Below are 20,318 nucleotides of genomic sequence, written 5' to 3' on the forward strand. Positions count from 1 at the left end.
CGAGGATGACGTCGAGTGTAAGGAGGCGTTCGGCGAAAGTTATCGACGCCCGCGCCGCCGTTACACCCGCTCCGTATCGCCCACCAACAGCCCGATTCCGGCCATCAGCGCATCCTCATCATAAGGCTTCCTGATAACAGGCACGGTTCCGAATTCATTCGGCACCATGCTGGCATCGGCATAACCGGTGGCGAAGAGGAAGGGGATGCCGCGGCGGTGAAGTTCGCGCGCGACCGCGATGGAGGTGTCGGAACCGAGATTGATGTCGAGGATGGCCACATCCGGCACGTAGCTCTTCAGCTTTTCGATGGCCATCGCCGACGAGGTCGCGGTTTCGATCGTCTTGATGCCGTTGTCCTCCAGCATGTTCTCGACATCCATGGCGATCAGCATCTGATCTTCAACGAGCAATATTTTCAACGATTCCTCCCGGTTGGAACGCCTCTTGTGCGGCGCGGTTTGATCCTCGGTTTTTGTGTCGGAGACCGCCATTGCTGACGAGATATGGCGGGCGGGCAGGAGCATTTTCGCTTCCAGCCCGTCCGGTAGATATTGCATCGTGCTGCGTCCGCCCAGATCATAAGGGATGCTGCGGCTGATGAGCGCCGTGCCGAAACCGGCGCGGGACGGCGTGGGCAGTCTGGTCGGCAGAATTTCTCGCCACCGCATTTCGCAATCGCGGTTTTCATTGATTTCCCAGCGCACATGCAGTTGTCCGCCGGTTTGCGAAAGCGCGCCGTATTTTGCCGCATTCGTCGCCAGTTCATGCAGGACCAGAGCCATGACGGAGAATGCGCGCGAATCGAGCGTGATCTGTGGTCCGGCAAGATCGACAATCGTCTCGGGCGAACGGTGCGGCGACAGTTCGGCTTCCAGCAGATCGCGCAGCGATCCGCCACCTTCACCGCGAATGATCTGGTCATGGGCAAAGGACAATGCCTGAATACGACCCTTCAGCGCGGTCACGTATTCGTGCAGGGTTTTGCCCTCCTGCGAGGGATTGCCGACCAGCGATTTGATGATGGCCAGAACATTCTTGACGCGGTGATTGAGTTCCTCGTTCAGCATGCGCTGGCGCACTTCCGCGCGCTCCCTTTCGCCTGCCATCAGCTCGCTGTGATGGAATGCGACCTCAACCAGCGCTATTCTTGCGGCTTCGGCAATTTCCCGGTCCGCTTCGGACCAGGGCTGCGCTTGCAGGCGGACGGTTTCCTTCCAGATTGCAAAGCTCTTGCGCGGGGTGAGGCGATCGCCGAGCGGACCGGTCTCATAGGATTTTTCCGGATTGCCGGCCCAGTTCAGGTTCTGCACGATCTCCCTGCGGAAAAACAGGAGATAGTCGTTCTTGACCTGCGACAGCGGAATGGCGAGCATTCCGGCTGCGGTACTGGCATAGATTTCCGCTTCCGGTATGGCTTGCGAGATGGCGTGGGTGGCCCAGACCTTTCCTTCGCTGGCCGAGGCAACGAAGCGCGCCAGCCTTGGAATGGCGTCTGGCGGCGGCGTTGCGCCGTGGCCGTGCCAGTTGTTTGCCACCCAGAGCCCGACGCCATCACATGGCATGAGATCGGCAAAGTCCTGGAAACTGTCGATCAGCAGTTCCTCTATATGCGCGTGATGGGCGGCAAGCCGCAGGAAGCGGTCAAGAGCGGCATGGGCATGGTTGACCGTATCAAGCTTGCGCTTCTGCTTGAGGACCTGCAAATGCATGGAGAAGAACTCTCCGAACATTTCGGCGGCGATCCTCACCGACATGGTCAGAACCCGCGGCGAATAATGGTGGCAGGCGATGAGGCCCCAGAGCGCGCCATCGACGATCACCGAAATCGACATGGAGGCCGCAACGCCCATGTTGCGAAGGTATTCGCAATGGATGGGCGAGACGCTGCGCAGATGCGCGAATGACAGATCGAGCGGTTCGCCGGACGCATCGATGGCGGGCAGGACAGGAACCCGCGCTCCGTTGGCATCGGAGATGATGCGCAGCGTGTTTTTCAGATAGAGCGCGCGGGCCTGCTGCGGGATGTCGCTTGCCGGGAAATATTGTCCGAGAAAGCTTTCCAGCTCCGGCTGTTTTGCCTCCGACACGACCTTGCCGGCCCCGTCATCCTCGAAGCGGTAGATCATAACCCGGTCGTACCCCAGGGTCGCTTTTACCAGCCGGGTCGTTCGCGAAATCAGGCTCTCGACACTGTCCGCCTCGCGGATGCGATCGACCATCTTGCGTGCGGTGCCAAGCGGCGGCATTTCGCTTCGGGATGGTTCGAATTCGATGATCGTGGTGGATTTGTAGCGGTGGAGTGCAATATCGAAGCTGCGGCCATCGCGTATTTCCGTGTTGGGCAACAGGGCGGGGCGCGTGGTTCTGCCGGTTACGGTGAGCGCATTGCGAAGATCGTGGACGAGGTTTTTACCAAGCACCTCTTCGGCGGTCCTGCCGTTGATATCGCCATCAAACCCTAAAAAGTCGCGACAGTTTTCCGAATGCCGCAGGATCATGCGCAGGGCATTGTCGCAAGCGATCAGACAGCCGTGCGGTTGAATATAACCTGGGATGTGAATGGGTTCACGGTCGCAATTGGTCAGGTCGACATGATAGTCAGTGGATGCCATGAAACAGTCTTTCGCACCCTGTGCCTGTCTTGCGCTGAAAATATTTTCGTCGTTGAAGAACGGGAAAACCTGAATAATTCATTCTGATATTGCCAACCCTTCCCCGTTTTTTGCAACCGTGACGCCGGTTTTCCGTTCTGCTTTACAGGCCGCCGTCACATGATCGTCGTACCCCTTTTGTCATCGGGTACAATTCGACATTGTGCAACGTTTGCAGCGTCGAATTTGTTCCGAATTATTTGAAGGAAAAAATGTGCCGCAGAAGAAAATGACCATTGCCACCACGCGCGGGCAGGGCCTCTACGAATTCACATCCGAGGCCGAGCGTTTTGTGAGGGAGGCGGGCATGGAAGAAGGACTGCTGACCATTTTTGTCCGCCACACATCCTGTTCCCTGCTTATTCAGGAAAATGCCGATCCGGATGTCAGGCGCGATCTGACGACATTTTTTTCACGCCTCGTGCCGCCTTCTGACGATGCCTCCATGCGCTGGGTCGTCCACACGCTCGAGGGGCCCGACGATATGCCCGCTCACATCAAATCGGCTCTGACGGCGGTTTCCATCGGGGTACCGGTCAGCGATGGCAGGCTTGCGCTCGGCACATGGCAGGGCCTTTATCTTTTCGAACATCGCGACCGCCCGCACCGGCGTGAAATCGTAATGCATATCTCGCCTTGATTCCTTTCATAAGACGCGTCTTTTCCTGTTAATGTCTCTGAACGTCTGCTGAACACGCGGTTTGGTCCGCGTTCAGGCGGGCGGGTCTAGGGTCTCGTCAATCGCCGAGGGACGTCCCCTGCCGGCGCAGAAACAAACGGAGTGAGTTCATGTTCAGCACCTTCGCAAAAGCCGGCCTGGCTGCCCTCATCGCCCTCGGTGGAATTTCCGCCACCGCTTCAGCCGCTTCGGCTGGCTCGGATGTTCAGTTCAGAGTTCAGGTTCAGGATGGGTACGGCCATGACAGAGGTCGCGGTCAGGGTTGGGGCCGTCCCGATCGTCATGGCCCGGGTTGGGGTCGTCCTGATCGCCCGCGTCTGGGTTGTTCGCCGCAGCTTGCGGAAGAAAAGGCAAGCCGTATGGGCATCCGCCGCGCTCGCGTTGTCGATGTCTCGCCGCGCCGCGTTGTGGTTGCTGGCTTCGACCGCTACGGCCGTGACCGCGTTGTTTTCGCCAATGAGCGTGGTTGCCCGGTAATCCGTCGCTAAAGCATTTCCCGTAAAGGTGCGTAGCGGTTTTACGTCCGAAAAATGCGTAAAATCAAAGGCCTAGAACGATCGATATTGATCCGCCGAAACCCCCGCCCTTCGCGCGGATCAAAAAAAACGCCCCTCGCTTGTCCGGAAAGACAGGCGAGGGGCGTTTCTTTTTGGGCCTGACCGGTGGCGGTTGCGCGCCGCCGAGTGGCAAATGCGGGCGACGGGCAATGCCGCCGCCCGAACAGTTTATTCGCCGAGAGCGAAGGTGACGTTGACCACCACGCTGTAGCTGTTCTCACCCGAAGCGATCGGAACGCTGTCGGCTTCCTTCGCCATCGATGCGCGCATCATGCCCTGCGGCACCGGCATCGGGCGCTGCATGTTCTCGCTGATCTGGATGACGCGGCCGAGCTTCACGCCTGCCGCTTCGGTCAGCGTTTTCGCCTTGGCCAGCGCATCGGCAACGGCCTGCTTGCGGGCCTCGGTGACCGTTGCTTCCGGCTTGTCGTTGGTGAAGGTGATATCGCCGCCCTGGTTGATGCCGAGCTTGACGGAGGTATCGAGGATATCGCCGAGCTTCTTCAGGTCGCGCACGCGCACGGTAAGCCCGTTGGAAACCTGATAACCGGTGATCTCAGGCGCGACGTAAACGCCGTCCTTCGGCTCATAATGCTTGTAAAGCGGCTGCACGGAGAAATTGCTCGTCTGCAGGTCGCGGTCTTCGATGGCAGACGCTTTCAGCGCTTTCAGGACTTCGGCGAGCGCCTTGGAGTTCTCCGTAAGAGCCGCAGCCGCCGTTTCCGCCTGCTTGACGACGCTGAAGGACAGGATCGCCATATCGGGCGCGATTGCCGCCTGGCCTTCGCCGGAAACACTGATGGTGGCTTCGCGCGGGGTAGGTTCCTGCGCCAGGGCATAACCGGTCAGCGGCATCGTTGCCGCCGCGGCCAATGCGGTAAGTGCGAAAAGGCGGGCCTTTGTCGTCGTCATGGTGTTTCCTCGTTGATTGTGTCCCTATGCAGGGTATTGCCTTAGATTGTGAACCTAATACGGCAGCGGCAGCTTGCGATAGCATCAATGGCTTGTCGGGCTGTAAAAATTACGTTAGAGCGTGACCCACCGGATTCGAACCATTGCGAAGCCGGTATTTCGGATCACCTTTTCCGAAAGGGCCTGTAGCTCAATGGTTAGAGCCGGCGGCTCATAACCGCTTGGTTGGGAGTTCGAGTCTCTCCGGGCCCACCATTTTCCTTAGAAATCAAAGTCTTAGATATGTTTTTCCTCGGGGATGCAGCCGGGTAATGCTCCTGCTGGTTCTTTCGACAGGAAGAACTTGAATTTTTTTCCTGCTTCTGTCGAATCTACCTTTGCTCGTTCGTCGTGTAGTCGAACCCACGCAAGCAAGGAGATAAACCAATGCGTTTTATGATGTTGATGATTCCGGGCGGCTACGCTTCTGCAGCACCTGATGCCATGCCCAGTGCCGAGGCAATCGACAAGATGATGAAGTATAATGAAGAGCTCAAGAAAGCGGGCATTCTGCTGGCTCTCGAAGGTCTTCATCCTCCAGCCACGGGTGCCCGTGTCAGTTTCAAGGAAGGTAAGCCGGTGGTCGTCGATGGCCCGTTCGCCGAGGTCAAGGAAGTTCTGGGCGGTTACTGGATGCTCGACGTGCGTTCTCGCGAAGAGGCAATCGAGTGGGCACGCAGATGCCCTGCCTCGGAAGACGACATTATCGAAATCCGTCGTGTCCATGAAATGAGCGAATTCCCGGAGGACGTCCAGAAGGCGGCCGAGAGTTTTAGCGAGCTCAAGGGTTGACCACGGTCGGTACAATCGAGGCAGTCTGGCGGATCGAGCAGCCGAAGCTGGCCGCCAGGCTCACCCGGATGCTGCGTGACGTTGGCTTGGCCGAGGAGATCGCGCAGGATGCGTTCGTGCTGGCTCTGGAGCGCTGGCCTCGGGAAGGCATTCCGAGAAACCCTGCGGCTTGGCTGACCCAGGTTGCCAAGAACCGGGCGCTGGATCGTCTCCGCAGAACCACCTTGATCGATGGCAAGCACAGGGAGCTTGCCATCGACCTCTCGGAACTGGAGCGGAAGGCACCGGATATCGAGTCGATGCTCGATGAGGACATCGATGACGATATGCTGCGGTTGATCTTCACCGCATGTCACCCTGTCCTGGCGCCCGAACAAAGGGCTGCGTTGACCCTGCGGCTGCTGGGAGGCCTGTCTACGGCCGAGATCGGACGCGCCTTTCTCATGCCGGAAGTTGCGATCGCCCAACGCATTGTCAGAGCCAAGAGAACGCTCCGCGATGCCGGAATATCATTCGAGACACCCCGCAATGAAGAGCGCCGCCGCCGCCTCCCGGCGGTCCTCGAAGTCGTCTACCTGATATTCAACGAAGGCTATGTCGCCACAGCCGGATCGGCATGGCTGCGGGCCGATCTCTGCGGTGAGGCCATGCGGCTGGGCCGCTCGCTGGTGTCGCTGATGGGAACCGAACCCGAAGTGCTGGGATTACTGGCATTGATGGAGTTTCAAGCATCCCGCTTCGCCGCCCGTGTCGATAGTGCAGGGAACCCCATCCTTCTCCTCGATCAGGACCGGGGGCGATGGGACTGGTCCATGATCCGGCGAGGTCTCTCCTCTCTGAACACGGCGATGACGCTCACGCCGACGCCCGGTCCATATCAATTGCAGGCGATGATCGCTGCGCGTCATTCTCTGGCGATGACCGCTGCCGATACCGATTGGATTGCCATTGCAGCCTACTATCAGGCGCTTGCACTGGCGGCTCCGTCACCGATTGTCGAAGTCAACCGTGCTGTTGCCGTCGGTATGGCGTTTGGACCATTACAGGGTCTGGTCATTGCGGATGCCCTGAAAGACGAACCGAGCCTAAAAGGCTCGCATCTCCTACCCACAGTGCGTGGGGATCTACTGGAAAGGCTGGGGCGAGGCCTCGAAGCGCGCGCCGAGTTCCTGCGTGCAGCGGAACTGACCGACAATGAGAGAGAGCGAAGCGTATTGCTTGCACGGGCGAGTTCCGCCACCTCATAGAGGCTCCCATCGACTCTCGTTGATATTCAAAAAAAAGAAAATCAATTCCGTCGTCTCGCGAAGCCCACGCCGGCACGACCTAGCCGCCTCGCGAGAAGATTGCTTGCGCATATATCGAAAAACGGACCGACGACGCCGTGAATTTGCTGAAAGACTACATTGACGGGGCACGGCAATATCTGCTTGGAGTCAAGGCTGACTGAGCACGCCTCACTCAAAATCCGGCCGCCAGGGTTGATGCAATTCTGCGATAGCGACAATTCATGAATATTCAAACGAACCCGATATGCAGGGGCTTTCTCCTATGACTTCAGCGTCTTCTCATCGTCGCCTGCCAACGGTAAAGGTTCGTGTCCGACGCAATTCGACGGAATTGCATCATGGAACGCTCTCGATCGACGACTGGACGGTTCCTTGTGTTGTCGGGCGTGGCGGATTGATCACCACTTCGCTGAAACGCGAGGGCGATGGCTGCACCCCCATCGGCGTTTTTCCGTTGCGCTACGGCTTTTTCAATTCCAGCCGATGGGCTCCTCCCGCATCCGGACTGTCGTTTCCGTTCGTTCCGATGACGGATGAAATGGTTTGGGAAGAGGACCCCGGGAGTCCAACCTACAATCGCCTCACGATTACGCCCGGAGGTGCTCCGGACGCAGAGCGTATCAACAGGGTAAGGTCGGAGCCGCTGTTTGATATCGTCGTGCCGATTGGTCACAACGACGCCAGCGTGGAGCCTCATCGAGGAAGCGCCATTTTCATTCATGCCGCCAGATCCGACATGTCGGGAACGGCAGGATGCGTCGCTCTCTGGGAAGACGATCTGAAACGTCTGGTTTCTCTGCTTGTGCCGGGCATGGTCATTGATATCGATTTCGACGAACCAATAGACCAGCAGCAATCTCAGCCCGGCCCGATCGAGATATATCAGTTCAGAAGCCTGCGGCCCGGCCCGCGTCTTCTGGTTCTGGGTGCGGTGCATGGCAATGAAACATGTGGCCCTGAGGCCATCCGGGAAATTATTGCCGAATGCACGGGACGCAAGCTGAAGATCGAGCGCGGTCTGGTGACCTTCGTTCCCGTCGTCAACCTGAAAGCATTCCTGAAAGACACGCGCGAAGGGGACCGCAATTTCAATCGAGATTTGCGCGAGGTAACCGTACCAAAGCAGTATGAAGACTACGTCGCGAACCAGATTTGCGCCATGATGCGCGAGCACGACGTACTTCTGGATCTGCATTCGTTTCGGTCGCAGGGATCGCCTTTTGTATTTGTCGGGCCGCGGGACAATGATGGCTCGATTGAACCATTTGCCCGTGCTGCCGAAGAGGAAACATTTGCTTCCGTGCTGGGGCCTGACCTGATCCTCGACGGCTGGCTTTCTACCAATGTGAATGGTCTTGCGAGACTATCCGGTCGCGCAGGGGCAAATCCTGCCGAGGCTGCGCTGCCGTTGTCATCAGGCGTGGGAACGACAGAATACATGCGGTTTGCCGGCGGTTACGGCGTCACTCTCGAATGTGGTTCGCATCTGGATCCACAGGCGCCCGTCGTCGCAGCGAATGCCATACGCCGGGCTCTTGCGGTCTTGAGGCTCATCGATGCGCCTTCTCCGGAACGAACCGTCAAGCGGGCGATCGAGCTTGTTGATGTGGTATTTGCAAGGGATCAGAATGACCGCCTGGCTGCGGCATGGAAAACCGGAGATCAGGTCAGTGCGGGCGATGTCATAGCCTATAGAGCTTCTGGCGAAGCGATCAGAGCACCGGACGCGGGCTACATCATATTTCCGGATTCGGCGCCTGAGCCGGGGAAAGAACTCTTCTACTTCGGCAAGGCCAGCAACAGGTTTTCGTGAGGTCCTGCTGGCTATCGTGGGCAGAGATCGGCTCGGCGACAGCCACGCAATCGGAACCAGGGCGGGTTGCCGAGGGCTCTAAAACGCTAAAATCCGACCAGCCGGTCAGGCTGATCGGATCATCCGGTGCGGACTTTCAAGCGATGGGGTCAGTTGCAGACCCGCATGCTTTCCGTGTGCCAGCCGCCATCATAGGAATTGGGCACGCGCCGGTCTTCGAACCAGCAGCGCGGGCGGGGCGGCGGTGGCGGTTCGTAGTAGCGGGGGCCACCGTTATTATTGGCGATCGCGCCGCCGATCAGGCCGCCGATGACGCCTGCAGCCAGGCCGCCGGCGATGATCGCGCCGTCATTGTGGCGGCGGTGTTCGCGGTAGGGCGGTGGGGGCGGGCCGCCACGGTCATAACCACGGTCGTAGCGCGGACGATAGGGATAGTCCTGCGCGGCGGCGGTGCCGTAGGACGCGAAGACGCTGCCGGTGGCAACCAGCGCGGCAAGGGTGGAAAGAATTATCTTTTTCATCGAGGGCTACTCCATAAGCCTGCTTTGGGAGATAGAGGCTCATTATGCCCGCATGATGGCACGGGCCGGCTGAACGGTTTGTGAATGTTTCATTTTTATCGGGTTCATATTTTTAGCGATTCTCAAGGCGCGGGCCGCCGCCTTTCAGGAACGAAAAAGCCCGGCGAATGGCCGGGCTTTCTACGTTGGGGCTGGTTGACGGGGATCAGAACTTCACACCGAGGCCCACCTTGACGGTGCTCTGGTTGACATCGGTATTGATGCCGAAGATGTCCTTGTCGCCATAGTCGTTGAAACGATATTCAATCCTGCCGAACACGTTGTCGGTGAAGGCATAATCCAGACCGGCGCCGACGGTGTAGCCATTGAATGTGGCACTATCCTTGCCGCTGCCGGGTGTTTCGATGAAGCCGCGCGTGGCTGTCCAGCCGGCTGTGCCGTAGATCAGGGCACGGTCGAAGGCATAACCGACGCGGCCACGAACGGAGCCCTGCCAGTCGGTGCCGATTTTCACGCCGGCATAATCATTGTCGTTCCAATTATAATCGACGTCGCCCTCAATGCCGAGGACCACATTATTGTCGAACTGATAATTGTAACCGGCAAAAGCGCCCAGAATACCGCCATCGAAACTATCCGACGCGACGGGGCCGCCCGCCGAAAAATCGCCGTTCGCCCAGCCCGCACCGCCTTGAATACCAAGATAGGGACCAGACCAGGTGAAGACCGGCAGGGTTTCCTGCGCGACCGGAGGCGCCGGATTTTCGTAGACGGCATCCGCAGCCATTGCGGTGCTGGCCGACAGGGCCAAGAGTGACGTTACGATCAGCGTTTTCATCGTTTTTCTCCCTGAGCTGACTAGCCTCTATAACATATATTAGGTGCATTTAATATGGGTTGGGGATCGGCAGTTCCAAGGGGCACGGTGTCCTCTTGCATTGCTGTTCTGATGCGGCGAACGCCTTGAGCGGCGTTTGGTTCCTTTCGCAGCTTTGTTAAAGGCACGGGAGCGGAGTCACGCTTGGTTGTCTTGACAGCGGGGGGCACGACCATAGAGTTGTGCCAGTCTGCGGCAATGCCGGTGCTTCGGCGTCTGGGTAAGTCGGTTGTTGTGGGCAAGAATGGGTAAGGGAGGACAGGATCGCATGCGGGTTAGTTTTTATGGGGGAGGGGCGACGTGATTGTCGGAGCCGTTCTCAGTGCCATTCTTCTTCTCACCCTCATCGCGTTTCCGCGGCATCTCAAACCCGTCGTCATCTGCCTGCTGCTGATCTGGACGACCACCGCCGCCTTTGTCATTTATGACTGGCGGCGCGGGAGCCAGCGGCTCGACCATATCGTCGCGACGGCCAGCTTCGATGCGGCGTGCGCGGATGCGGCCTTGCCCATTCGCGTCAGCTTCCGCAACGACAACGATGTCGCCGTACAGCGCCTGACCTATACGCTCGAAGGGTTCGAGCCGGCCTTCCGTGCTTCAGTCTCTTTTGATCCCTATCAGGTAAGCGAAAGACGGATCGAGGCCGGGGAGACTTTCGCCGTATGCCGCGCATTCCGGTTGCGCAACAATGAAACGGTAGAGCCGCAACGGCTGGAATGGCGCGTCACCGTGATTTCCGCGGAGTTCGATTGAGCGGTTCCCGGCTTCCTTCGGCCATCACGGCATTTTGAAGGTTTTCGCGCTGGCGCGTGAGAACCCCTGTGCCGCAACGGGTTCTTGAGGGTGCTCACGTTCTCGCCGGCCGCGCCAAGGCGGCCTTGGCTGGCAGGGGACTTGTTTTCGCCGGTTTGCAATGCCACCTGCCCACCCGTCCGATGAATGTTGCGGGTTGAGGTTTTGCGTATTGTTCTGAAGTTTCTGAAAATTGCCGCCATCGGCCTTGTCGCCCTGCCGGTTCTGGCCGGCGCACATATGGGTATCGGCCAGCTGACCGGAAATTTTCATGAGGTCATTCCCGGCGAACTTTACCGTTCGGCACAGCCGAGCGGCAAGGACATCACGGCCTATGCCAAGACCTACGGCATCAAGACGATCATCAATCTGCGCGATGAAAAGCGTGAAGGCTGGTACGACGCCGAAAGCCGGGCGGCAAAAAACAATGGCATCCGGCTGGTCGATTATCCATTGAGTTCAAGCGAGAAACTGCCGGTGGAGGAAGCGGAAATGCTGGCGGCCGTGCTGCGCAACGCTGAAAAGCCGATCCTCATCCATTGTGAACACGGCGCCAACCGCACCGGGCTTGCCTCCGCGATCTATGTGGCGGCCGTGGCCGGCAAGAGTGAGGCCGCCGCCGAGTTTCAGCTTTCGCCCTATTACGGGCATGTGCCGATCCCCGGCATCGGGCGGTATGAAATGTACCAGTCCTGGGATGATTTCGAAGAAACTATCGGGTTTTGAGGGTAGCCCGCGAGGTTTTTTGAGGTTGCGAAAGCTTGAGGCCGATGGCCTCAAACGCGACGTCATCCTCGGCCTTGTGCCGAGGATCTACGCACGTAGCATCCTGCATATAGGTTGCAGATGCTCGGGACAGGCCCGAGCATGACGGAAGAGAGGTTCGTGAGCCTCGTCAGCCGCCACCCACCTCCCGCAATGCTGCTTAATACGCCCCGCCGCTTTCCTTGATCACCTTGGTCAGGCTCCCCGTTGCCGGGAAAAGCGGGATAAGGCACGCCTGAAGCGCGTGGTAGATATCGCCCTTGCCGGGGAAAAGCGTGTGGGCCGGAACCAGATCTTCCGTCAGCTCCTCATACCAGCCGCCATTGTCGTGGTCGATGAAGTTGTTGGCGATGGTGCTCCAGATGCGGCGGTAGCTGTCTTCGTAAAATGCGTCTGCCGGCAGGTTTTCGTTGAGGACGTGGGCTGCACCCGCCGCCTCGCACATGGGCCACCAGAGCTTTGCCGTCTTGTCCGGATTGTCGTTCCAGTCGAGCGTGTAAAAGAAGCCGCCCTTTTCCCGGTCCCAGCCGAGCGTCATGGATTGCACGAAGAGCGATTTGGCCGCCACCGGCATCCAGTCGTGGCGACGCTCGCCCAGCACCCACAATTGCAGAATGAGGCGTGCCCATTCCAGCCAGTGACCGGGGGTGGAGCCGGAGGGGCGGAACATTTCGTTGCCGCGATAATCCTTGTCGAGCGTCCAGTTCTCGTCGAAATGCTCCGGCACGCGGAAATCCAGCTCACCGGCGCGGCGGCGGATGACGAGGTCGGCGATGCGTTCGGCCTTGGTCAAATAATTGCTGTCGCCGGTCGCCTCATAGGCCGCCATCAGCGCTTCGGTCAGATGCATGTTGGAATTCTGGCCGCGATAATTGTCGATGGGCGACCAGTCGCGATTGAATTCCTCGGCGATCGCGCCGTGTTTTTCTTCCCAGAAACGGGTTTCCAGAACCTCGGTAATGTCGGCCAGCATCTGGTCGGCAAGTGGGTGCCCGACAGTCTTGGCGGAGGAGGCGGCCAGAAGCACGAAGGCGTGGCCATAACCCTGCTTGGTGGCATCCACCGGGCCGCCATCGTTCACCTGCCAGAAATAGCCGCCGTGCTCGCTGTCGCGATGCTTGTTCCAGAGATAGGTCATGCCGTGGTCGACGATATCGCCACAGCCGGGCCGTCCGAGCAGATGGCCGATGGAGAAGCAATGCACCATGCGCGCCGAGGCATGGATGCCGCGCACCGGGTTGTTTTTCTGCAGCGGCGCGCCCTTGGCGTCGAGATCGAAGAAGCCGCCGGCCGTGTTGACGGCGCGGTACTGGAAGAAATCGAAAAGCCCATCGGCCTGTTTGACCAGCCATTGGCGGTGCCATGGCAAGGTGTTCCAGTTCCGGTTGTTATGGTCGTCCTCGGGCATTTCGTCCTCCATACGGTTTGCTGCTTCGGCTTATATCCTTGCCGTATAAACCTGTCATCTGTCGTTGAAATTTCGTAGTCTGCCGCAAAGGCGCAAAGCCATACCTATCCCTTGAAGATATATTGACATAAACATATCTTTATGTGACTTGACGGCTTGCGATCTTGCAAATCGAAATGAGGAGTGTGCCCGTGTTTGACGATCTGTTTGGCCCTGAAGGGGCAAAGCGCGACGGCGCGGAAATTTTGCAAGCGCTGCGCGATGCCGCCAGCCAGCGCATCCTCATTCTCGATGGCGCGATGGGCACGCAGATCCAGGGGCTTGGTTTTGACGAAGACCATTTCCGTGGCGATCGGTTTATCGGCTGCGCCTGTCACCAGCAGGGCAATAACGACCTTCTCATCCTGACCCAGCCGGATGCCATCGAAGAGATCCATTACCGCTACGCCATGGCCGGTGCGGATATTCTCGAAACCAACACGTTTTCGTCGACGCGCATCGCGCAGGCCGATTACGAGATGGAAAATGCGGTCTACGACCTCAACCGCGAAGGCGCGCAGATCGTCCGCCGCGCGGCCATCCGTGCCGAGCGTGAAGATGGCCGCCGCCGCTTCGTGGCGGGCGCCATTGGCCCGACCAACCGCACGGCCTCCATTTCGCCTGACGTCAACAATCCCGGTTACCGTGCCGTCACTTTCGATGATCTGCGCATTGCCTATGGTGAGCAGATCGATGGCCTGATCGATGGTGGCGCCGATATCATCCTGATCGAGACGATCTTCGATACGCTGAACGCCAAAGCGGCGATCTTCGCCTGCGAGGAGCGTTTCGAGGCCAAGGGCATCCGCCTGCCTGTCATGATCTCGGGCACGATCACCGACCTTTCCGGCCGCACGCTTTCCGGCCAGACGCCTTCGGCGTTCTGGAACTCGGTGCGCCACGCCAACCCCTTCACCATCGGCCTCAACTGCGCGCTGGGCGCCGACGCGATGCGTCCGCACCTGCAGGAGCTTTCGGATGTGGCCGACACCTTCGTCTGCGCCTATCCGAATGCCGGCCTGCCGAATGAATTCGGCCAATATGACGAAACGCCTGAGATGATGGCGCGTCAGGTGCAGGGTTTCGTTCGTGACGGTCTCGTCAACATCGTCGGCGGTTGCTGCGGCTCGACGCCGGAGCATATCCGGGCGATTGCGGAAGCCGTGAAAGGCTACAAGCCGCGCGAAATTCCGGCCCATAAGCCGTTCATGTCGCTTTCGGGCCTCGAGCCTTTCGTGCTGACCAAGGACATTCCCTTCGTCAATGTCGGCGAACGTACCAACGTCACCGGCTCGGCCCGCTTCCGCAAGCTCATCACCGCCGGCGATTACACGGCGGCGCTGGCTGTTGCCCGCGACCAGGTGGAAAACGGCGCACAGATCATCGACATCAACATGGATGAAGGCCTGATCGATTCGCAAAAGGCGATGGTCGAGTTCCTGAACCTCATTGCAGCGGAGCCGGATATTGCCCGCGTGCCTGTGATGATCGACTCATCCAAGTTCGAGATCATCGAAGCCGGTCTGAAATGCGTTCAGGGCAAGTCGATCGTCAATTCGATTTCGCTGAAGGAAGGTGAGGAGAAGTTTCTCCAGCAGGCGCGGCTCGTCCACAATTACGGTGCGGCGGTCGTGGTCATGGCCTTTGACGAGGTCGGGCAGGCCGATACCTATCAGCGCAAGGTGGAGATCTGCTCACGCGCCTACAAGCTGCTGACCGAAAAGGCGGGCCTCTCGCCGGAAGACATCATCTTCGATCCGAACGTCTTTGCGGTGGCGACGGGTATCGAGGAGCACAATAATTACGGCGTGGACTTCATCGAAGCCACCAAGACGATCCGCGAAACTATGCCGCTGACGCATATTTCCGGTGGTGTTTCCAACCTGTCCTTCTCCTTCCGCGGCAACGAGCCGGTGCGTGAGGCGATGCATGCCGTGTTCCTCTACCACGCCATTCAGGTCGGCATGGATATGGGCATCGTGAATGCCGGGCAGCTTGCCGTTTACGACAACATCGATGCGGAACTGCGCGAAGCCTGCGAAGACGTGGTGCTGAACCGCCGCGACGACGGGACGGAGCGGCTGCTTGAAGTGGCCGAGCGCTTCCGCGGCACGGGAGAAAAACAGGCGAAGGTGCAGGATCTTTCCTGGCGTGAGCTTCCGGTCGAAAAGCGCCTTCAACACGCGCTCGTCAACGGCATTACTGAATTCATCGAGGCCGATACGGAAGAGGCACGCCAGCAGGCCGCCCGTCCGCTGCATGTGATCGAAGGGCCGCTGATGGCGGGCATGAACGTGGTCGGCGACCTGTTCGGCTCGGGCAAGATGTTTCTGCCGCAGGTGGTGAAATCCGCCCGTGTGATGAAGCAGGCGGTTGCCGTGCTGTTGCCCTACATGGAAGAGGAAAAGCGCCTGAATGGCGGGTCCGAGCGCAGCGCTGCCGGCAAGGTGCTGATGGCCACCGTGAAGGGTGACGTGCACGATATCGGCAAGAACATCGTCGGTGTCGTTCTCGCCTGCAACAATTACGAGATCATCGATCTCGGCGTGATGGTGCCGACGACGAAAATCCTTGAGACGGCGATTGCCGAAAAGGTCGACGTGATTGGCCTTTCCGGTCTCATCACGCCGTCTCTGGACGAGATGGTGCATGTGGCGGCTGAAATGGAGCGGCAGGGTTTCGACATCCCGCTTCTGATCGGCGGCGCAACGACGAGCCGTGTGCATACGGCGGTGAAAATCCATCCGCGTTACGAGCAGGGACAGGCGATCTATGTCACCGATGCTTCGCGTGCCGTGGGCGTCGTCTCAGCACTTCTCTCCGCCGAGCAGAAGCCCGCCTATATCGACGGTATCCGAGCCGAATATGCCAAGGTGGCGGAAGCCCATGCCCGCAACGAGCGCGAAAAGCAGCGCCTGCCGCTTTCCCGTGCCCGTGAGAATGCGCACAAGATCGACTGGTCGAGCTATAGCGTCGTCAAGCCGCAATTCTTCGGCACCAAGGTTTTCGAGACCTATGATCTGGAAGAGCTGTCCCGTTACATCGACTGGACGCCGTTCTTCCAGACATGGGAGCTGAAGGGCCGCTACCCGGCGATCCTCGAAGACGAGAAGCAGGGCGAGGCGGCGCGGCAGCTTTACAGCGATGCGCAGGCGATGCTGAAGAAGATCATCGAGGAAAAGTGGTTCCGGCCGCGTGCGGTGATCGGCTTCTGGCCCGCTAATGCTGTGGGCGACGATATCCGGCTGTTTACGGATGAGAGCCGCAAGGAAGATCTTGCGACCTTCTTCACGCTTCGTCAGCAGCTTTCCAAGCGTGATGGACGCCCCAATGTGGCGCTTTCCGATTTCGTGGCGCCTGTCGATAGCGGTGTTGCCGATTATGTCGGTGGCTTCGTGGTGACGGCGGGCATTGAGGAAGTGGCGATTGCCGAGCGGTTCGAACGGGCCAATGACGATTATTCGTCCATTCTCGTCAAGGCGCTGGCCGACCGTTTCGCGGAAGCCTTTGCCGAGCGTATGCATGAGCGGGTGCGCAAGGAGTTCTGGGGTTATGCGCCCGACGAGGCTCTTGCCGGTGATGAGCTGATTGGCGAAGCCTATGCCGGTATTCGTCCCGCGCCCGGTTATCCGGCTCAGCCCGATCATACCGAGAAGAAAACGCTGTTCTCCCTGCTCGACGCCACCAATGCGGCGGGTGTGGAGCTGACGGAGAGCTATGCGATGTGGCCCGGCTCATCCGTCTCCGGCCTCTATATCGGCCATCCCGAAAGCTATTATTTCGGCGTTGCCAAGGTGGAGCGCGATCAGGTGCAGGATTACGCACGCCGCAAGGATATGCCGTTGGCAGAGGTGGAGCGCTGGCTTGGACCGGTGCTCAACTACGTGCCGGTGAGCGGCGCTGAGGAAATCGACAGCGCGGCTTAACGCTGGTGGTATCGAGTGTTGCAATAAAAAGCGCGGGTCTCGCCCGCGCTTTTTTCATATGCGCTTGGCTGTCGTTCGGATTTAAGCTTGAGATGGCTGGTTATGCTGCAGGTACACGCAGGGGAAATCATCGGGTTGTGCTGTATGTCTAAATCGTAATTTTCATTATTATAATATAATTACCTTGTATTTGCAGTTGTTATGATCTCTATTCTCAGTTTTACTTCGATTAATCGCAGGTCTAACTATGTGATAAACTTGGAATTAACTTGATCGTGGCAATAGTCTTCCATTCTCAACGCTGGCGCGAGGAGTGGATGAATTACATCATATTATTTTTTGCTGCTGCCCTGTTCTCTTCGATATCCGTTAGCCATGCGGAGGCGCGAAAATTCAGGCTATTTGCCGTTCCCGGTTTTGGCGGCGGTGAGACGATAGATCGCGTCTACGATCTGCCGAATGCTCCACCTTTCCTTCAAGAGGGAAAAGCATTCGATCTTGGTTATCTGAATGGCAGCGAGGACAATGCTTACGTCCTGTATCACGGCGACCGCTACACCAAGCTGAGCGATGCGGAAATCGCGACACTAAAGGCGAGGCTCGGTTTCGACCCGACGGCGAGGCATCGTATGGAGCAGGAGGACCGGGATGCCGAATCGCGTCGCTGGAGCACCGCGATTTTCATTCTTGTTCTGGTCGGTGGTCTTTTCGCGCTTCTTCGTCTGGGCCTGCTCATCTATCGATGGATTGTGCGATCTTTGACGAACCCCGCGATTGTTGGAAATGGTTCAACGGATGCGGTTGATACGCCGCTTGAGATCCGCAAGAAGCAGCTGATCCATCGTCACTGGAGCGATACTCAGACCAATCACGACGGGCGCGCCTCGGGACTATCGGCGGTTCCCGCATCTTCTCACGCAGGCACTGCGGCCAAGACGTTTGGGCGCAGGAGCGCGTGACCTGCGCCGAGACTCCATAATCTGAAATCGTCGCCAAAACCTGGCGGCTATTCGAACCGGTCGATGATACTGATGCCGCTTTCCTGGAAGCTGTTCATGGCGGGCAGGGCCGTGATGGCATCGGTAAGGGTGATGTGGCGGCCGATCAGTTTTTCGGGCGCAAGCTTGCCGCTCTCGATCATCGCCAGCATGTCCTCGTAGCGCCATGCCTGCATGCCGTGGCTGCCGTAAATCTCCAGCTCGTGGGCGATCACCCGCGCCATGGGAATGGCGGGCATGGCGTGATCGGCCAGCATCAACCCCACCTGAACGTGACGACCACGCCGGCGCAGGTTGCTGATGGAATTGCAGCATGTCTGCGGGTGGCCGAGCGCGTCGATGGAAACATGCGCGCCGCCGCCCGTTATCTCACGCACCGCTTCCGTGACATCGGCGACCGAGCGGCTGTTGATGGTGGCAGTGGCGCCGAGCTGGCGTGCAAGTTCGAGCTTGTCTTCCGCAATATCGATGGCGACGACCTGCGCGCCGAGGCCTGCGCCAATCATGATGGCGGAGAGGCCGACTCCGCCGCAGCCATGTACCGCCAGCCATTCGCCACCCTTCAGGCGTCCCTGGTCGGTCACAGCGCGGAAAGAAGTGGCGAAACGGCAGCCGAGACCGGCGGCGGTGGCATAAGTCATCGATTCCGGCAGATGCACGAGGTTCTGGTCGGCATAGTCGATTGCGACGTATTCGGCGAAGGAACCCCAATGGGTGAAGCCGGGCTGGAACTGCGTTTCGCACACCTGTTGATTGCCGGAGCGGCATTCATGGCAATGGCCGCAGCCGGAAACGAAGGGAACGGTGACACGGTCGCCAGTCTTGAAGCGGGTAACGTTCTTTCCAACTGCGGCGATGACGCCGGCAAATTCGTGGCCGGGGACATGCGGCAGGCGAATATCCGTGTCGTGCCCCATCCAGCCGTGCCAATCGCTTCGGCAGAGACCAGTGGCCTTCACCTCGATGACCACGCCGCCGTCGGTCGGTTCCGGATCGGGCAGGGATGCGACAATAGGGGTCTCGCCGAACAGTTCGTAAAAAAGCGCGCGCATCATGCCTCACATCGTTGGTATGCAGGTTCGAATTTATACCTGCTCTATATCTTTGTTTTTCGCATTTTCCGGACGTAAAACCGCTACGCACTTTTACTGGAAATGCTCTAACTTCTTCCGCCGATGGAGAAAAGCGATTTAGTCCTTGATCACCATAAGATCACCCGCCGCGAATTTAAGCGTTACTTGTTCGCCAAGTGCGGGCGGTGCGGTGCCGGGATCATTGAACATGTCGAAAGACAAGGTCGAGCCGCCGAGATCAAGACGGGTGCGGATGACCGAACCGAGGAACTGGCTTGAGGTGACGATACCGGAAATAGCGACGTCGCCCTTCGCGTCAGCGCCGAGTGCGCCAGCTTCCGGACGCAAGGCGAGGGTGATTTTATCACCGTTCGCGGCATCGACCGGCTTGTGCAGGGTGATCTGCTGGTCGCCGACACGGATGGTGTTGGCGGAGGAGTCGATGACGGTGGCGTCGATCAGGTTCAGCGTGCCGACGAAGGAGGCGACAAAGCGGGTCGCGGGCTTGTTGTAGATATCGAAGGGCGAACCGATCTGGTCAGCGCGGCCGGAATTCATGACGACGATACGGTCGGAGATCGACAGGGCTTCTTCCTGATCGTGGGTCACGAAAATCGTGGTGATGCCGAGCTTTCGCTGGATCTGGCGGATTTCCTCGCGCAGCGATACGCGGATCTTGGCGTCGAGCGCCGAAAGCGGCTCGTCCAGCAGAAGCACTTCCGGCTTCGGGGCCAATGCGCGGGCAAGCGCTACGCGCTGCTGCTGGCCGCCCGACATCTGATAGGGGTAACGGTCCGCCAGATGCTCCAGATGGATGAGCTGGAGCATTTCCTTCACGCGCGCATCGATCTCGGCTTTCGGCTTGCCGGCGACTTTCAGGCCGAAGGCGACGTTCTCGTAGACATTCATGTTGGGGAACAGCGCATAGGCCTGAAACACCATGCCGATATTGCGCTGGTTGGGGCGGAGCGTCGTCTGGTCCTTGCCGTTGATGACGATGGAACCGCCGGTCGGGATTTCAAAACCGGCGATCATGCGCAGCACGGTGGTCTTGCCGCAGCCCGATGGCCCGAGAAAGGAAACGAACTCGCCCTTTTCGATGGCCATGTCGAAATCATGCACGACCTGCACGGAGCCGAAGGATTTCTTGATATTGCTAAGTGTCAAAAAGCTCATGAAAATCTTG

General features: G+C 58.7%; 16 protein-coding genes and 1 tRNA gene. 10 read left to right on the forward strand and 7 right to left on the reverse strand.

The features are described 5' to 3' along the window. Positions 1 to 60 precede the first annotated feature (60 nt). Entirely contained in the window at positions 61 to 2,613 is a 2,553-nt protein-coding gene (locus tag RBH10_RS11935; RefSeq protein WP_281037060.1) for an HWE histidine kinase domain-containing protein, read from the reverse strand. Positions 2,614 to 2,866: 253 nt separating this feature from the next. On the opposite strand from RBH10_RS11935, the gene RBH10_RS11940 reads away from it, so the two are divergent. Then, the gene (locus RBH10_RS11940) at positions 2,867 to 3,292 is read left to right on the forward strand and encodes a secondary thiamine-phosphate synthase enzyme YjbQ (protein ID WP_281037059.1); all 426 of its coding nucleotides are present in this window, start codon (positions 2,867 to 2,869) and stop codon (positions 3,290 to 3,292) included. Between the two features lie 149 nt (positions 3,293 to 3,441). Next, positions 3,442 to 3,819 carry a hypothetical protein gene (locus RBH10_RS11945; RefSeq protein ID WP_045016755.1) on the forward strand — a complete coding sequence of 126 codons (378 nt, stop codon included), beginning with the start codon at positions 3,442 to 3,444 and terminating at the stop codon, positions 3,817 to 3,819. Positions 3,820 to 4,056: 237 nt separating this feature from the next. Here the strand turns inward: RBH10_RS11945 and RBH10_RS11950 are convergent, their stop codons facing one another. Continuing rightward, positions 4,057 to 4,800, reverse strand: a complete 744-nt coding sequence (locus tag RBH10_RS11950) for an SIMPL domain-containing protein (RefSeq protein ID WP_045016757.1) — start codon at positions 4,798 to 4,800, stop codon at positions 4,057 to 4,059. A 179-nt stretch (positions 4,801 to 4,979) separates the two neighbouring features. Between RBH10_RS11950 and RBH10_RS11955 the strand changes: the two genes are divergently transcribed. The 4 genes from RBH10_RS11955 (at position 4,980) to RBH10_RS11970 (ending at position 8,733) form a co-directional block, all read left to right on the forward strand. Then, positions 4,980 to 5,055: transfer RNA gene (locus RBH10_RS11955), tRNA-Ile, on the forward strand. A 171-nt stretch (positions 5,056 to 5,226) separates the two neighbouring features. Next, entirely contained in the window at positions 5,227 to 5,631 is a 405-nt protein-coding gene (locus RBH10_RS11960; RefSeq protein WP_045016758.1) for a YciI family protein, read from the forward strand. Beyond that, entirely contained in the window at positions 5,628 to 6,878 is a 1,251-nt protein-coding gene (locus tag RBH10_RS11965; protein ID WP_281037058.1) for an RNA polymerase sigma factor, read from the forward strand. Before RBH10_RS11960 ends, RBH10_RS11965 begins: the two co-directional genes overlap by 4 nt. A gap of 304 nt (positions 6,879 to 7,182) precedes the next feature. Then, entirely contained in the window at positions 7,183 to 8,733 is a 1,551-nt protein-coding gene (locus RBH10_RS11970; RefSeq protein ID WP_281037057.1) for a succinylglutamate desuccinylase/aspartoacylase family protein, read from the forward strand. Between the two features lie 149 nt (positions 8,734 to 8,882). Here the strand turns inward: RBH10_RS11970 and RBH10_RS11975 are convergent, their stop codons facing one another. Together RBH10_RS11975 and RBH10_RS11980 are read right to left on the reverse strand one after the other, a co-directional pair. Next, the gene (locus tag RBH10_RS11975; RefSeq protein WP_045016762.1) at positions 8,883 to 9,254 is read right to left on the reverse strand and encodes a hypothetical protein; all 372 of its coding nucleotides are present in this window, start codon (positions 9,252 to 9,254) and stop codon (positions 8,883 to 8,885) included. A 205-nt stretch (positions 9,255 to 9,459) separates the two neighbouring features. Then, positions 9,460 to 10,092, reverse strand: a complete 633-nt coding sequence (locus tag RBH10_RS11980) for an outer membrane protein (RefSeq protein WP_281037056.1) — start codon at positions 10,090 to 10,092, stop codon at positions 9,460 to 9,462. 339 nt (positions 10,093 to 10,431) lie between these two features. On the opposite strand from RBH10_RS11980, the gene RBH10_RS11985 reads away from it, so the two are divergent. Together RBH10_RS11985 and RBH10_RS11990 are read left to right on the forward strand one after the other, a co-directional pair. Then, positions 10,432 to 10,884: a hypothetical protein gene (locus RBH10_RS11985; RefSeq protein ID WP_281037055.1), complete on the forward strand. Its 453-nt coding sequence runs from the start codon at positions 10,432 to 10,434 to the stop codon at positions 10,882 to 10,884. Positions 10,885 to 11,088: 204 nt separating this feature from the next. Continuing rightward, entirely contained in the window at positions 11,089 to 11,649 is a 561-nt protein-coding gene (locus RBH10_RS11990; RefSeq protein WP_281037054.1) for a dual specificity protein phosphatase family protein, read from the forward strand. Between the two features lie 199 nt (positions 11,650 to 11,848). On the opposite strand, the gene RBH10_RS11995 is transcribed toward RBH10_RS11990, so the two are convergent. After that, a complete protein-coding gene (locus RBH10_RS11995) occupies positions 11,849 to 13,108 on the reverse strand; it encodes an AGE family epimerase/isomerase (protein ID WP_281037053.1) in 1,260 nt (419 codons plus the stop codon). A 179-nt stretch (positions 13,109 to 13,287) separates the two neighbouring features. Between RBH10_RS11995 and metH the strand changes: the two genes are divergently transcribed. Further along, complete coding sequence (gene metH, locus RBH10_RS12000; RefSeq protein WP_281037052.1) at positions 13,288 to 17,061, forward strand: methionine synthase; 3,774 nt, start codon at positions 13,288 to 13,290, stop codon at positions 17,059 to 17,061. Positions 17,062 to 17,378: 317 nt separating this feature from the next. Beyond that, on the forward strand, positions 17,379 to 18,020 hold the full coding sequence (locus RBH10_RS12005) for a hypothetical protein (RefSeq protein ID WP_306180623.1): 642 nt from the start codon (positions 17,379 to 17,381) through the stop codon (positions 18,018 to 18,020). 47 nt (positions 18,021 to 18,067) lie between these two features. On the opposite strand, the gene RBH10_RS12010 is transcribed toward RBH10_RS12005, so the two are convergent. Both RBH10_RS12010 and RBH10_RS12015 read right to left on the reverse strand, forming a co-directional pair. After that, entirely contained in the window at positions 18,068 to 19,111 is a 1,044-nt protein-coding gene (locus RBH10_RS12010) for a zinc-dependent alcohol dehydrogenase family protein (RefSeq protein ID WP_281037386.1), read from the reverse strand. A gap of 138 nt (positions 19,112 to 19,249) precedes the next feature. Next, the gene (locus RBH10_RS12015; protein ID WP_045016772.1) at positions 19,250 to 20,308 is read right to left on the reverse strand and encodes an ABC transporter ATP-binding protein; all 1,059 of its coding nucleotides are present in this window, start codon (positions 20,306 to 20,308) and stop codon (positions 19,250 to 19,252) included. Positions 20,309 to 20,318: the final 10 nt, after the last annotated feature.

The organism is Rhizobium sp. AN73 (assembly GCF_030757975.1).
GTDB classification, from domain to species: domain Bacteria; phylum Pseudomonadota; class Alphaproteobacteria; order Rhizobiales; family Rhizobiaceae; genus Agrobacterium; species Agrobacterium arsenijevicii.

What these genes read in the sequence shown, in the direction of transcription:
- RBH10_RS11935 (WP_281037060.1), bottom strand. Translation starts at nt 2,613, where the DNA reads ATGGCATCCACTGACTATCATGTCGACCTGACCAATTGCGACCGTGAA.
- RBH10_RS12005 (WP_306180623.1), top strand. Translation starts at nt 17,379, where the DNA reads ATGAATTACATCATATTATTTTTTGCTGCTGCCCTGTTCTCTTCGATA.
- RBH10_RS11980 (WP_281037056.1), bottom strand. Translation starts at nt 10,092, where the DNA reads ATGAAAACGCTGATCGTAACGTCACTCTTGGCCCTGTCGGCCAGCACC.
- RBH10_RS11975 (WP_045016762.1), bottom strand. Translation starts at nt 9,254, where the DNA reads ATGAAAAAGATAATTCTTTCCACCCTTGCCGCGCTGGTTGCCACCGGC.
- RBH10_RS11945 (WP_045016755.1), top strand. Translation starts at nt 3,442, where the DNA reads ATGTTCAGCACCTTCGCAAAAGCCGGCCTGGCTGCCCTCATCGCCCTC.
- RBH10_RS12010 (WP_281037386.1), bottom strand. Translation starts at nt 19,111, where the DNA reads ATGCGCGCGCTTTTTTACGAACTGTTCGGCGAGACCCCTATTGTCGCA.
- RBH10_RS11950 (WP_045016757.1), bottom strand. Translation starts at nt 4,800, where the DNA reads ATGACGACGACAAAGGCCCGCCTTTTCGCACTTACCGCATTGGCCGCG.
- RBH10_RS11970 (WP_281037057.1), top strand. Translation starts at nt 7,183, where the DNA reads ATGACTTCAGCGTCTTCTCATCGTCGCCTGCCAACGGTAAAGGTTCGT.
- RBH10_RS12015 (WP_045016772.1), bottom strand. Translation starts at nt 20,308, where the DNA reads ATGAGCTTTTTGACACTTAGCAATATCAAGAAATCCTTCGGCTCCGTG.
- RBH10_RS11995 (WP_281037053.1), bottom strand. Translation starts at nt 13,108, where the DNA reads ATGGAGGACGAAATGCCCGAGGACGACCATAACAACCGGAACTGGAAC.
- RBH10_RS11960 (WP_045016758.1), top strand. Translation starts at nt 5,227, where the DNA reads ATGCGTTTTATGATGTTGATGATTCCGGGCGGCTACGCTTCTGCAGCA.